4 protein-coding genes are annotated in these 15,948 nt (G+C 36.6%); 2 read left to right on the forward strand and 2 right to left on the reverse strand.

Going from position 1 to position 15,948, the window contains the following annotated elements; translation table 11 throughout:
- Positions 1–4: 4 nt before the first annotated feature.
- Positions 5–8,974 carry a PKD domain-containing protein gene (locus tag BLS90_RS03415; RefSeq protein ID WP_091255246.1) on the reverse strand — a complete coding sequence of 2,990 codons (8,970 nt, stop codon included), beginning with the start codon at positions 8,972–8,974 and terminating at the stop codon, positions 5–7.
- A 755-nt stretch (positions 8,975–9,729) separates the two neighbouring features.
- Between BLS90_RS03415 and BLS90_RS03420 the strand changes: the two genes are divergently transcribed.
- The gene (locus tag BLS90_RS03420; protein WP_091255247.1) at positions 9,730–10,017 is read left to right on the forward strand and encodes a hypothetical protein; all 288 of its coding nucleotides are present in this window, start codon (positions 9,730–9,732) and stop codon (positions 10,015–10,017) included.
- A 228-nt stretch (positions 10,018–10,245) separates the two neighbouring features.
- Here BLS90_RS03420 and BLS90_RS03425 read toward each other — a convergent pair whose 3' ends face one another.
- Complete coding sequence (locus BLS90_RS03425; protein WP_175455428.1) at positions 10,246–10,836, reverse strand: TonB-dependent receptor plug domain-containing protein; 591 nt, start codon at positions 10,834–10,836, stop codon at positions 10,246–10,248.
- Between the two features lie 784 nt (positions 10,837–11,620).
- Between BLS90_RS03425 and BLS90_RS03430 the strand changes: the two genes are divergently transcribed.
- Entirely contained in the window at positions 11,621–15,724 is a 4,104-nt protein-coding gene (locus BLS90_RS03430; RefSeq protein ID WP_175455429.1) for a GEVED domain-containing protein, read from the forward strand.
- Positions 15,725–15,948 lie beyond the last annotated feature (224 nt).

Here is a 15,948-nt window from a genome sequence, read left to right on the forward strand (position 1 = left end):
TTTTTTAATTTATTAGCACTAATGCTCCTTTATCCTTAATTATTTTTCCGTAAAATGTTTTAGCGATAATAGTGAAATAATAATTTCCATTTTCGCCTTCTTTATTATTGATTTTTCCATCCCAGCCTCTAATATTTTCTCCAGATTCAGAATAAATTAAACTACCCCAAGTATCGTAAACATCAAAATGGATCTCGTTTAATCCTAAAAGAACAGGCGCAAAATAATCGTTGATACCATCATTATTGGGCGTAAATCCTGTTGGAGGAATTAAGCGATATCCTTTCTCAACCTCCAGAGTGATTTGGCGCACATATACACATCCAAAAGGATAAGTAACTGTTTGACTGACAATATAAGTCCCTTCCTTTTTATAAATATGAGTCGGATTTTCTTCTGTTGAAAAAGTAGCATCACCAAAATCCCAAGTTATTGCAGTGTAATCTCCGCTTGCAGTATTGGTAAATTGAATTGGATCTTCAATAGAGTAAATGCCATAAGTACTGTATCCTATTGAGGCAGTGGTAAAGGATGGCGCACCTAATTGGGGAATAGCGACGTCAAATGTATACGTGGTACTGCAATTTCTAGAGTCGATTGCATTTAGCACTACTAATCCGTTTTGCGATGTACTCATTATTTCATTGTTAGGACCACTCACACTTCCACTTGACCATTCAAACTGATAAGGCGGAACTCCTCCTGAAGTTTTGGCCACAAAAGACTGCTTGACAACTTTAGTTTCGCAGTTAAAATCAGTAGCGGTCTCTACTTTTACAGCTATGGCTGCCGGTCGGATAACTGAGTAGCTTCCGGATGCACTACATTTCCTGGCATCCGTTACGGTAACTAAATAATTCCCCGCAGGAATCGCATTCAAATCCTCTGTTACAGTACCATTAGACCACACGTAAGAAAAAGGCGGTGTTCCCCCTGATACTAATAAATTAATTGCACCGCTATTGGCATCATCACAATTTAATGCATTGGTTGTATTTGCAGCCAAAACCAATGCCTGCGGTTCAATTAACACAAAAGTTTTAGTAATTTGACAAGGGGTTCCATCAATTATCGTAGCGGTATAAATCCCTGGTCCAAGATTATTTCTAGTTGTTCCTGCCAAACTGTTGTCACTCCAAACTAACTTCACAATAGGTATTCCTCCCACTAAGTTTAATTTAACACTTCCATCACGAGCGCCAAAACAAGAAATTTGAGTAACAGTAGGTTCCATTTTAAATAGTGGAGCCTCGGGTATATTTACTGTTATCGTTTTTATACAGTTATTAGCATCCGTAATAGTAGCCACATAATCTCCCGCCGAAAGATTGTCCTGAACTAGTCCAACAGCCAAATTACTCCATAAAACCGTATATGGCGCAACTCCTCCAGAAACAGTCAGACGAATGGAGGCATCATTATCGCCATAACAAACAATGGGATTGGTAGTGGCTGAAACTATTACTAGGGATGGCTGTGTTAAAATCACCGTTAGCCTATCGGTGCATCCTGAATTATCGGTTACGATCAAATTATAGGTTCCAGCGAAGACAGCTATCAAATTTTGGCTGGCACTGGCAAAGCGATTTGGTCCTGTCCAAGCAAAATTATAACCAGAAGTGGAAGCGGTCCCTCCTATTACATTAACATTTATAGCTCCCGTTTCAGCACCAAAGCACTTAATATCAGTTTTACTACCAAATGTTACTTCTAAAACTGGCGGTTCTGTAATGGTAAAAGTGGCTGTTTTTGGTCCACAATTGTTGGCATCTGAAACCGTTATCTGATAGATTCCTGAACTTAAATTGGATAAATCTTCAGTGTTGGCGAAAGCGGTTCCATCTTTGGTCCAAGAATAACTATAAACTGAAGTACCTCCACTCACCGTTATTTTTATAGCTCCATCTGAATCGCCAAAACAAGTGACGTCTTTTTCCAAGTTAGTGGTGATTGCAAGATCAGCTGGCTCTGTGATTTTAACTTCCTGTATTTTTTGACAGCCATTAGCATCAGATACGGTTAAATGATAGCTTCCTGCGACTAATCCTGATGCACTTAAGGTTGTGTTCGCTGTAGGGGTATCCCAAGAATAGGTCAGTGGTGCTGTGCCTCCAGAGACAGATACCGCCACTGAACCTGTACTTTTTCCGAAGCAATCGACATTAACTTGGGACGCAAGAGCAGTCACTAATCCATTTGGTTCGGTTATTACTACTTGTTGAATTGTAGAACAATTGTTGGCATCGACAACCGTTACCAAATAGGTTCCTTTAGCCAAATTAATCCCTGTTGCCGCGGTTTGCATTGGTGTCGTATTCCACGAAAAAGTATAAGGAGCGGTACCTCCATTTGGCACAATCGTTGCTGATCCCGAATCACTTCCCGAACAGGCAACATTAATTTGTGCTGAAATAGAAGTAGAAATTGCTGCTGGTTGTTCAATTGCAACCACAGAAGTTGTTTCACATCCGTTAATATCAATAACCTTAACGGAGTAATTGCCCTTCGTTAATCCGGTCGCTGTTGCCCCTGTTTGAACGGGTACTGTATTCCAAGAATAAGTATATGGAGCTGATCCATTTGTGACAGCAACAGTCGCCATACCGTCACTTCCGCCAAAACAGCTTACGTTATTAAAACTGCTTATAGAGGACTCTAGTACGGCTGTGGGTTGTGTAATGATTACTTGTTGCACTTTTGTACAATTATTGGCATCCGTTACCGTAACAGTATACGTATCCGCTGAAAGTCCAGATGCTGTAGCACCAGTATTATTTATCAAAGTGCTCCAAGAAAAAGCATACGGTGCTTCCCCCCCACTAACAGCAATAGTGGCCGTTCCGGTGCTGTTTCCAAAGCATAAAATATTTGTCTGCGGACTTATTGATGTAACTAAACGATCTGGTTCGGTGATTACAACCTGTTTTTCGGTTGCACATGAATTGGTATCGGTGATGGTTACCGTATAGGTACCTGCTGTTAATCCGGTTGCCGTTGGCGTAGTCTGAATAGGAATTGTATTCCAAGAATAAGTCAAAGCTCCACTACCTCCAATTGCAGTTACGGTCGCGCTTCCCGTACTGTCTCCAAAACAAAGAACATTCGTTTGAGCACTCATCGAAGCAGTTATACCTAAAGGTTGGGAAATAATAACTCCTACAATTGTTTTTAAGCTTCCGTTGCTATCAGTAACTTTTATATCATAAGTACCTGCGACTAATCCAGCAAAAGTATAATCCAAAGCTGAATTGTTAAGACTGCTCTGAACAATGCCTCCGCCTTGTAAAATTAATTCATATTTGTAAGGTCCAATGGATTGCTGGGTAATAACCACTTTTATGATACCGGTTGAATAGCCATTACAAAAAATGTTAGCGTGTGCCGCTGTATCTTCCTGAATGACTAAGGACTGCGGTTCGGTTAAAGTAAAAGATAAAATTACAGGATCGCATAGTCCATCATTTATGGTAAGCGTATAATCTCCTGCAATAAGATTAGCAATATCTTGGCTTGAAGCCAAAAAACTATTGGGACCTGACCACGAATAGGTATAAGATCCCGAGCCACCCGATACCGATACAGCAATAGAACCGTCATTTGCACCAACAGTACTTAGGTTAAAACCGTTATAATTCGACAAAACACTGGAGGTTATAATCGCTGGATTTACGGTTATACTATACGTATTAGGTTGACCTTGGCAAACCACTCCATCATTTAGGGTTGCTGTTGCTGTATAAATAACTGTAAGTGGATCTGTGGTAGTATTGGTTAGCGTTTGAATAGGAATTACCGCCGTTGTTCCTGATGTTGTTGCTCCAGTAATTCCCGGAGGGATTGAAGCAGTCCAATTAAAAGTAATATTGCTTGTAGTTGGGCTTGAAAAATTTATTGCGGCAGCATCATTTCCCGAACATATTTTCTGATTCAAACCAGAGAACACCACTTTGGGAGATGGATTAACAGTTATAACCACAGGAAAAGCTGTTCCTGAACAAGTTCCTGATCTTGGAGTTACCGTATAAGTAGCGATAGCCGTTTGATTGGTACCATTTACTAGCGTTTGGTTAATAGAAGATTGAGGCGTATTTTGTGCATTTGCTCCCGAAATTGCCCCAGATGGACTTATTACTGCCGCACTCCAAGTATAAACGGTTCCGGATGGAACTATATTTCCTGAGCCATCACTTGGTGTTAATGAAAATGCAGTAGTACTACAAATGGTTTGTGCCAATGAAGATGTTATGCTTGGTTTTGGTTTCACTATTATGGTATACTTATATGATGCTCCTAAACAAGCCGTTACTCCTGCTACCGTTGCCGTGGCATTATATTCAATAGTAATCGCTGCATTTGTGGTGTTGGTCAAGGTTTGTGTTGGAATACTGCTTGTTCCTGATGTTTGTATTGTTTCAGTTATTCCTGCAGGCTGGGTTGTTGTCCAGCTAAAAGTGACTCCAGCAGTACTACTATTTAACGATACTGCTGCAGCATTTTCTCCTGAACAAATCGTTTGTGGTGCAGGAGTAAAAGTTATCACTGGTGAGGGGTTGACGGTAATAGAAAAACTTTTAGATGCACCAGGACAACCATTAATTGATGGTGTTACAGTTATGGTAGCAATTTTTGGAGCTGAAGTGGCATTACTTCCTGTAAAAGAAGGAATAGTTCCTGATCCGCTAGCGGGTAAACCTATAGATGAATTTGAATTGGTCCAACTGTATATTGTGCTAGGAATATTTCCCGTAAAAGGAATATCCACTGTTGACAAACCATTGCACACTTCCTGATTAAGGGGCTGTTCGACAGTTGGGGTCGGATTAACAGTTATGGTAAAATTTTTGGGTGTTCCAATACAGCCATTCGCTTTTGGCGTGACAGTTACAGTGGCAATTAGGGGTATTAAACCACTATTCGTTACGGTAAAAGAGGCTATATTTCCAATACCAGCAGATGACAAACCTATGGATGGTGTATCGTTTGTCCATTCAAAAGTGGTACCTACAATACTTCCTGTAAATGCAATAGTACTGCTTATATCTCCATTGCATTTGACTAGATTTAATATTGTAGTAACTGTTGGCGTTGTATTAACCGTCACTACAACTGGTTTTATCAAAGTACAACCATTAGTGTTTACTGCCTTTATATAATAAGTTCCACTTACTGCTACTGCATTTGGATTACTTAATGCTATTGTAGCCAAACTATTTGTCCAATACGTCAATGTTAATCCAGGATCTGAACCTATCGTAATATTTGAACTAGTAATATCAACTGTTGTTCGACTACAAACTGCACTTGGATTTGTGATTAGTAAATTTGGCAAAGCATTTGCGGTTACTGTCCCAGAAGCACTTGAACTAACACATCCTGTTGTGGTATTGGTAATAATCACACTATAAGTTCCCGCGATTGTTGTTGGAAAACTAGCTACATTTCCGGGGTTAGTAAATCCTGAAGGAACATTCCAAACATACGAATAAGTGCCTGAGATTCCAGAAGTAGCTATTACAGTCGCTGATAATCCTGAACAAACTACTGGACTGTTTACGGTAACTGTTGGTAAGGCTTTTATAGTTACCACTATTCTAGCACGGTTTCCCTCACAACCCGTAACTGTATTGGTTTGACTTACATAATAATTTTCAGTACCTACAACTGCTGTACTAGGTGTTGGCGTAGCTGCTAGTGGAGTTCCTGCTGTTGCAACCGTGTACCAATTTAAAGTGTTATTGGATAAAGCTATAGCTGTCAAAACATTTGCTGTAGCATTTTGACAATAGGAAACTGGACTTACCACGGGCAAAGGAGGCAAAGGATTAACCGTCACTACAACTGGTTTTATCAAAGTACAACCATTAGTATTTAATGCCTTGATATAGTAAGTTCCACTTACTGCTACTCCATTTGGATTACTTAATGCTATTGTAGCCAAACTATTTGTCCAATACGTCAATGTTAATGCAGGATCTGAACCTGCTGTAATATTTGAACTAGTAATATCAACTGTAGTTGGACTACAAACTGCACTTGGATTTGTGATTACTAAATTTGGCAAAGCATTTTCGGTTACTGTTCCAGAAGCACTTGAACTAACACATCCTGTCGTGGTGTTGGTAATAATTACACTATAAGTTCCCGCGATTGTAGTTGGAAAACTAGCTACATTTCCGGGGTTAGTAAATCCTGAAGGAACATTCCAAACATACGAATAAGTGCCTGAGATTCCAGAAGTGGCTATTACAATTGCTGATAATCCTGAACAAACTACTGGACTATTTACGGTAACTGTTGGTAGAGCATTAACTGTTATGGTTGCCGTCTTTTGACATCCATTATAATTGGTATAGGTAATGGTAGCACTTCCAGCAGCTATTCCATTCACAACTCCAGTAGCACTCACTGTTGCAATTGCAGTATTAGAGGAAACCCAAGGATTTGCGGTGGCTGGAGTTGCACTTCCTGTTAGAGTAGTTGACAAACCGACGCAAACCTTTAAGGTTCCTGTTATAATGGGAGTGGGATTGACAAGGACAATTAAGGTAAATGAGTTACCCGAACAAAGTCCAATTTTTGGCGTTATGGTGTATATTGCTGTTTGAGCTGCTATAGTATTATTTATCAATGTCCCACTTATGGAAGTCTGACCGGTTCCCAAAACTCCACCTGAAATACCACCTGTTACAATTGGAGTGTTCCAAGAATAAGTTGTTCCCACCGGAATAGCGTTTCCTAAAGTTGCGTTTGAAGGAGTGACAGAAAAAGTAGTTCCACTACAAACAGCAATTATTTCGTTTTGTACAATTGGTGCAACTTGCACTGCAAAAGTATTACTTTCAACTGTTGTTGTTCCACATTCATTAGTAACCGCCAATGAAACCCTATAGTTCCCGGGCAATGCATAAGAGACTGCAGGTGGAACAGCCGTCGTTGCTGTTGCCGGAGTTCCTCCAATAAAAGTCCATAAATAAGTTGTTCCTGCAGCATTAGGAGAGCAAATATTAATATTTGCTATTGGATTAAGAGTTGCATTCTGACAAAAATTAGATATTGTATTTATAGTAAGTGATGGTGGTTGCGTGATAGTTACTTTTTGAACAGAGGAAGTCACTGATCCACAAGAACTTCCTGAAATAGTTACTTTTATGGAATAAGTTCCTGGCGTTACAAAATTAAAAGAGGGACTTGCTGATGTTGCACTTCCCGTTGCATAACTCCAAACAGCTGGTGCAGTACCACAAAATCCACTTGTATATTGAACATCCCAAGCATAAGTTAAAACACTGCATGTTTTCGATAAATCAGTAGTGTTTTTTGTTGCTACAGCCAATGGCGAACACCCTTCAGTAGCATTTATAGTAAACTGAGGAGTTAAAGGGGGTTCGATGCAAATTGTGCTTTTAAAAACCGAAGGATTACCGCAATATCCATAGGTAGTCAAAGAAACTACATAAGTACCAGGCGAAGTATAACTGTGATTAATATTTGGAATCCCAGTAGATGTAATACTTGAAACAGGACTTCCATCTCCAAAATTCCATTCATAAAGAGTACTTTGTATACAACTTTGATTCAATGATGGTGTTGAATTATTTATAAATACAATATTTGAATTAACACAACCATTAATTGGAATTGTAAATTTAGAAACTGGAGGTCTTAAAATGCTTATTGGTGAGATCGTAGATTTTGTTTTACCACAAGAATTTTCCATAACTAAAGTCGCTGTTATACTAGCATTAGGACAGCTTGTAGAATCATATATATGCGGTACTGGATAATTAGCAGATAAGGCTGGATTACTTGAATTATAGTAAACCGATGCATTTAATTCAGTTTGGGTTAATATAAGAGATGGCGTAGTATCTCCATAATCAAGTGTATAGATTGTAGTAGGTGAATTTTTACCCCAGTTGGCTATCACAAATTCTAAATTAGGTGTTGGAGCACATAAGTTTTCTGTACTACCAGGACTACTCAAACTTCCAGATGGATTAGACTCGTTTTTTACAGTATACGTTTTACTACTTAAACAACCATTTGATCCTATGGCGGTTACTACCATTTGAAAAGCACCTAATTGTGTATAAGAATGATTTGCAGGAAAACTAACATTTGATGTTGAGTTACCATCTCCCCAATTTATTGAATAGGAACTGATACAAGAAACTGATGATGACAAATTTCCTATAGAAACTGAATAATTTGGGTTCGATGCAGATGCTGAACCACAATTACTAAATTGATTAGACAGATTCAATGGATTGTAAGGAACATTGTCATCTTTAAAATTTACATCTGGCTGCTGTTTTATTTTTATTATCTTGGTTATTGTATTTGAACAGCCATTGGCGTTTGTAATCGTTAACGACACATTAAATGTGGCTATTCCGCAACCAAATGAAGTGTAAATATGTGATGGGTTTGTTAGAGCAGAGGTAGTTCCATCCCCAAAATTCCAAGTGTAAATAGTTCCGGAGCTTGTAGTACTAAGTTGAACTGCAGTTCCAGAACATTGGTTATCAGTAAAAGTAAAATCAACGACTGGAGGTGCATTAACGGTGAATGTAACATTTCCGTTTTGCGAGATTTCTTCGATTGGCATCGATGCATCTCGAACACTTATTAACGCGTACACAAAACTTCCTACAGTAGCTGTTGGCAAGTTGATTGTTGCTGCATTGCCTGAGGTAGTGGTTACAGTAGGTTGCTGCACTCCATTAATACTATAGGTAAAAGTATAAGGTGCCGTTCCTCCCGCTCCAGTAAAAGTGATTACTGACGCGGGTCCGTCTTTACAAACAGCAGTGGCACTGGCAGTTATGGTTGCCGTGGGCAGTGCTAAATTAGTGTCTCCCTTATTTAGGAATTTTTTCTCCTTAATTAAAAAGCTGCTAGTGACTTTAGCGCTTAATTGATGAACTGAAGATAGTAAAACAAAGAAAAATAGAATCCTATAAAGGTGTTTCATAACTGTATTTTAAAAAAATAAACTTAGAATACATCTGTTTTTCACGGTAAGAAAAAAGATAATTTTGACCAAATATAACGTATTCGTTTTTGATGTTTTTATGGTTTACCGTAAACACACTATTTTACCGATTAAATAATTTAATAATTCTGTCATGGTCAGAAGCTACTTTCTGAAGGTTATTAAACACATAACTATGCTTGTTATTTCCTCTGAAATCATTCGAACAAAACGATTGAAAGACTTATTAAACCCTGAAAACTGCAAAGTAACAAGATACAAAACAGTAATAATCTGAAATAAAAAAAACTCAAAACAGTGCATTTGTAAGTTGTTGAAGGCAACGGATGCTGGAACACTTTTTAGTACTTAAAATAGTGTACAAAAATGGTATAATCCCATAGCTTATCTATAGAATGTTTTCTTTCAAAAGAGCACCATGATTGACACTAATACATTTCGTAAGTTGAAACAATGCTAATACCATACTATATTTATTTCTTTATGAATCAGCAATACATCAATAATAAAAGGCATCAAAGTTTAAAATACTGATCATCAATTTTAATACCCTGCAAAATTCTAAAAAAACAAATGAAGATATCAACGCCATGTATAGGTATCGATTAGTCGTACCGTGATATATCCTTCAGTATGCGAACACGCTTTATTCCATAAAAAAATGCAGCAGAAACGAACACAACGGATTTTCAAAAAAGGGATGAAATTCTAGCAGCCTTATAAAAATTAATAATATGGACAAATTATACCTTGGAACTGTTTTGACTCCAAAAGAGAAAAAACAGTTCAAGACCTTTGTAACTTATAGTGCTTTAATTAATTCAGCAACGCAAAATGAAAATCGGAATCAAGTCCGAAACAACAGTACTCATGCTTTACAGACGCTGGAGCAACTTTCCAAAATACAAAGTGAGTACGGCAAATCAAAATTGACACATTCTAATTCCATCTATAACGGAAACAACGTTTTGGAAAAACTCCAGATTGCTTTACTAATCATCCTAGGCGGCACTACCTTATAGATTACTTTCCAAGAAAAACAAGGTACGTATTAAAGTTCCAGACTTTCACAGTCTGAATTAAATTTGAAAATACTCTTTGAAAAATGACCTGTTTAGAAATGGATTTTTCTCCAAATAATAAACCCGCTCTAAACAACGGGTTTAGGAAATTTTGATATATGTAAAATCTACCGCAGTAGAATTGAATTTAAAAACGGATCAGTAGCTTTGTCACGAACTGCCAATAAACTATTTAGTCGTAATTACAATTACTCCACTAGATCCCTGAGCACCATAAATTGATGCTGCAGCATCTTTTAAAACGCTGACATTTTTGACATTATTTGGAAAAAGATAATCAATACTCGATACAATAACACCATCAACAACAAATAACGGCTCTGAAACATTTCTAATCGAAGTCAAACCTCGGATTGTTATTTTGTTGTCCCTTGAAACCGTAACTCCTGCTAAACGGCCTCGTAAAAGATCATATATAGTAACAAAACTTCTAGTGCTTTTATCGTTCTGAACATCCATCGTTTGAGCTGTTTTTACTCTATATCCCTGGTCTTCTTCTGAATATCCAATGGTAATTTTACCTCCTTTTTTTATTCTATTTTTTATTTCTTTTTCAGATTCTAAAAAAATGAAACTCATACTATTTTCATTACTAAATTTAGAAGAAAGCAAACCATATTTATCCGAATAAATATTAATCACAGCCACTTTTTCAGGGAGCAGCACTTCAAATTCTCCGTTTTTATTTGTATTTACATTGGTATAAATAGAATCCACAAATACTTTAGCATTGGGAACTGGTCTATTACTGTGATTCATAACTTTTCCTGTTAACTTATTTTGCGAATAACTAAAAACTGCAAATAGTAACATAATAAACACTAACGATTTAGAGATCTTCATAACGGCTTTTTAAAAATTTTATTAAATGTACGGAAAAAATATTCTTAAAATATTTTCTGTGGAAAATAGAGGTTTTTATTTAAGTTATTAATTGAAAAAAGAATAATAAAAAAAAATAAAAATTCAAGTGATATACCTTTATAGATTATTCTTAATAATGCTAAGCTATATCAATAGAAAGCAACTAATTCATAATCACTAATCTGAGAATTTATATTTCCAAAGGACACCGTTTAACTTTAGTTACAGTTATTTTAACTTCTCACAAGTCTATTAACAATAAATTCAAATTAAAGAACAACAACGTGCTATTTGTTAAAATTCTCTTTGATAAACAATTTTAAAAAACGAATAAATATCTATTAAAAACATTTTCATTTATCATTCTAAACACTACTTACATCCATTTTAATGACACGTGCTTTATCGGTAAACGAACCACTAAATCCGATAAACTACACAAAATCACAACATTTTATCAATAAAAAGTTGTTTCGTAAAAAACAAACAAGTAGTTTTATTGCCTAAATACCTCACTAGAAAGTTTATGACTCAAAATTACCTTGCAAAAAATACCGATTATTTTAAATATACAACAAATTTCCATCCTCTTTGCTTAAGTACTAACTCAAAAGTAAAACTGCATAAAACTAGATTTTTTTCTTGGTTTTTTGTCTTATCGATTTTCTTCGTTTTTTTGATGGGAAATAAAGCAATTGCGCAAGTTACAATAACAAAACCTAATTTATCCATACCAGTTTGTTCAGGTTTCCCATCTTCATACTATCCTTTAGAAGATATAGAAATCACCGAAACAGCAACAAGTAATTTTTCTTCAGGCTCTAATATTACTTTAATACTTTCTGCACCAGCTAATTTTGAATTTAAAGCTAATACTGGTTTTGTATCAGCTAGTAGCGGAGCTGACTTCACCTCAATTTCATCATTGACCGTCTCTTCAAGTGTTATAACTTTAACATACAGTGTTAATTCACCCACAAACAAAACTGACAGATTAACGTTTAGCCAATTACAAATAAGAGCAATAAATAATGTTAGTACTGGTAACATTACCCGTAATGGGGGAACAGGAACTATATCAGGTTTAATAACCGGAACAACCTTAACTAATACAATAACATCAGTAATTGGAACGCCTCCATCTATATCTAATGCAGGTTCAAACCAAACTTTAACTTCATGTGCAACTACAACAACAGTAGCAGGTAATGTGCCAACATCCGGAACAGGACTCTGGTCTGTAGTATCTGGAACGGCTACTATAACAACACCATCTTCCCCCACTTCTGGGGTAACTGGATTAACTGTAGGGACCACAGCAACTTTACGTTGGACTATAAGTAATGGAGCATGTGAAAGTTTATTTTCTGACGTGACAATTACAACAGTAAGGGGAGCAGGTTGTTTAGTATATTGTACACCATCTGTAAGTAGCGGAGTTCAGGCATCCAACTATATAAAAGACGTAAATTTCATAGGTAATATAACAAATTCTAACAACTCTTCAACCTACAGCTCATCTCCTTTGGGCTATCAAGATCAAACAAATTTAGGCACAAGAGCTTCACAGGCGCAAGGAGAGGGAGTAAACATTTTCACAAATACAACAGGTGGAGCCAATTACATGAAAGCATGGGTAGATTGGAACAGCAATGGAATTTTTGACGAGTCAACTGAAATTGTATACCAATGTACTAATGCTTTTATTAATACAACATTTGGTTTTAAAATCCCAGAGACGACCATTCCAGGAAATTATAGAATTAGAATCAGAATTAATAAATCAAATTCTACAGCTGATAATACTTTCAGTGCATGTGGAAATATTGCTAATTATGGAGAAACCGAAGATTATTTATTTACTGTGGTAGCAAATTGTGCTGCGAAAATCACATCCATAGCCAATGGCTTTAATTGCGGAACAGGCTCAGTTACATTAGGCGCAGCAGGAACTGCCGATAATACACAATACCGTTGGTATGACTCCCAATCAGGAGGAACATTAGTAGAAACTACAATCTCAACCACATGGTCAACGCCTTCTATTAGTGCCTCAAAAACTTTTTATGTAACTGCATTTAATGGGAGTTGTGAATCTTTATTTAGAACCCCAGTCGTGGCAACTATAAAACCTATACCAACATTAACTTTTGCAAATGCCAATCCAGAAGTATGCGGTGAAAATAGCATCATCGATTTACAAGCATCAGGAAATAATGAGCAAGTTTACCTGATTGACGAAAACTTCGAGAGTGGTATGGTTAACTTTACCAGCAACAGTATTGCTTTTCCTACAGGTGAAGAATCAAAAACAAAGTGGCAAATTCAATCAAGTACCTATGTCCCTCCCTACCCAACATTTCCTGTATGGTATCCCGCGATTTCATCTGGATTTGGCACGAATAAATTTGCAATAACAACCTCAGATGTTGTAGCTGGTGGCACAACTTTCGGAAAAGTAGAAAATGCATTAGAATCAGTAATAGTCAATACTACTGGTTTTTTAAATTTATCTCTCAGCTTTAAGATGTATTTTTCAAGTTATAATGATGCAAATAGCGCTTCGGTTGAATATGTTAATGTAGAAGTTTCAACAAATGGAGGAGATTCCTGGAATCCCACTCCAATAGTCCAATATCTTGGAGATGTAGGAATAGGAACCCAATTTGTAACATCTCCTAATTTTAACGTAAACGCTTTTATAGGTATTACCTCCCTTAAAATCAGAATTAGGTATAAAGCTGGCTGGTGTGATGGTGTTGCGGTAGATGATATCAAATTATTTGGTGACAAGCCATTATCACCCTCATTCCAGTGGACAAGTGCTCTTCCTCCCGATGCTTATACTAATGCCGCATGTACTTTGCCTTATACTGCCGGCACACCAGCATCAATTGTTTATATAAAACCAACATTAGCACAACTGGAACAAAGTACCTATTCATTTACTGCAAAAGCAAATTTAGCAAATGGCTGTTCTACAAGTGCAATCATAAACGTAACTAACAAATCTAAAGTTTGGCAAAACTTAACTATCGACTGGAATAATTCGAGCAACTGGAAACCATCCGGAGTTCCTACAGCAGCGAATTGTGTAATTATACCAAATACAACTATCATTCCAGGAAACAACTATAATGCCTATGCAAAAAATTTAACAGTTAAATCAACCGGTAATTTAGAGCTTTCCTCCACAAGCAACCTTACAGTTACTGACTTTGTAGATGTAAATACAGATGGGATTTTCAATATTAGAGATAAAGCAAACTTGATTCAAATCAATAATACTCCAAATACCGGAATTGTAAATATTGAAAGAGTTTCACAGCCAATGTACAATATTGATTATACCTATTGGAATTCACCGCTAACATTAGCTTCTAATTTTACTTTAGGATCATTATCTCCAAATAGTCCTTTGATGTTTTCTTGGATACCAACAGTTTCTGCAGGAACTGGTGGCAACTGGAAAAATGAAAATAACGCTACAATCATGGACCCTCGAAAAGGGTATATAATAAGAGCACCTACTACCTTCAGCTCATCAATCAAAACGCCTTATACAGCCACATTCAAGGGAACACCTAACAATGGTACCGTAACTGCGCCTATAATAAAAGGAACTTTGACAGGAGTCGTTGATGTAGATGCTGAAAATGATGAGTGGAATCTAATTGGTAATCCATACCCATCTGCAATCGACGCCGGAACATTCGTAGATTTTAATGCCAATTTGAATGTAATAGATGGAACAATTTATGTTTGGACCCATAATACAGCACCAAGCCAGGCAGAACCTGATCCTTTTTATGGCGATTATGCCTTAAACTACACCGAAAATGATTACGCTTCCTTTAATAGAACAGGTGGAGTATCAACAAGATCTTCTGCTACTACGGGTGGTTCTCCGCCATCAGGATTTATAGCGTCGGGGCAGTCTTTTTTTGTAAGAGCAGCCAACACCATGGCTCCAGGTACTCTAAACGCAACTTTCAATAATAGTATGCGAGTAGGTGTAGAAGGAAAGAATGGTGATTTCTTCAAAATGAATAAAAACCAAAAAAACGAAGCAATTCCAAAGAATGTTTCAGATAAAGAGAGACACCGTATCTGGTTGAACTTAACCAATAACTCGGGCGCATTCAGTCAAATACTTGTAGGGTATATTGAAGGCGCCACACAATCTTTGGACAGGAGTTTTGATGGAGAATCATTCGGCGGGAATGATGTTGGCTTTTACTCCATTATACCTGAAGCGCAACTAACCATTCAAGGGCGTTCACTACCATTTGATGAAAATGATCAAGTTAAACTAGGTTACTATTCTGAAATTTCAGCGAAACTATCCGTAAGAATTGACCATTTTGACGGTCTTTTTGATAATCAAAACATTCTTTTAGAAGATAAGGAATTAGGAATTATCCATGATTTAAAAGATACACCTTATGTCTTTCAAACAGAAATTGGTGATTTCGATGATCGTTTTATACTTCGCTACACTGACAAAACCCTTAGCCTACAAGATCCAATTTATGATAACGCTGTCACTGTGTTTTTTACACGTTCAAATAACACATTGAATATTAAAAATAGTGCAAGTGACAACACCGTTCTTTCCGCTTCTTTATACGACATTCAAGGAAAATTACTATCCAAATGGGATGTGAAGGAAAAAGAACAATCCAATATTAAAATTCCTATCCAAGACAAAGCTTCGGCGGTGTATATTGTAAAATTGAAAACCGAAAAAGGTACTATCAGCAAGAAAATTATCGTAAAATAATTTTAAATCTATTTTAATTTCATAAAGACTTCTCTTAATTGGGAAGTCTTTTTTTTTGTAAAATATAGTTCTCCTTACATAAAATCGAGTGAAGAAATAGGCAATACATCTGAAATAAAACCATCTGGAAAATTGCACTATTCTTCTCTAACCTTTTACTGAATTAAAAGTAAAGTTTTTGTAATTATAGTTTACAAATAAACTTACATTTTTTTATTTTTTAT

The sequence above is a fragment of the Flavobacterium omnivorum genome (assembly GCF_900099915.1).
Classification (GTDB): Bacteria; Bacteroidota; Bacteroidia; order Flavobacteriales; family Flavobacteriaceae; genus Flavobacterium; species Flavobacterium omnivorum.

Excerpts from the sequence above, each read along its gene's own strand:
- BLS90_RS03415 (WP_091255246.1), bottom strand. The coding sequence starts at position 8,974 with ATGAAACACCTTTATAGGATTCTATTTTTCTTTGTTTTACTATCTTCA.
- BLS90_RS03420 (WP_091255247.1), top strand. The coding sequence starts at position 9,730 with ATGGACAAATTATACCTTGGAACTGTTTTGACTCCAAAAGAGAAAAAA.
- BLS90_RS03425 (WP_175455428.1), bottom strand. The coding sequence starts at position 10,836 with ATGAATCACAGTAATAGACCAGTTCCCAATGCTAAAGTATTTGTGGAT.
- BLS90_RS03430 (WP_175455429.1), top strand. The coding sequence starts at position 11,621 with ATGGGAAATAAAGCAATTGCGCAAGTTACAATAACAAAACCTAATTTA.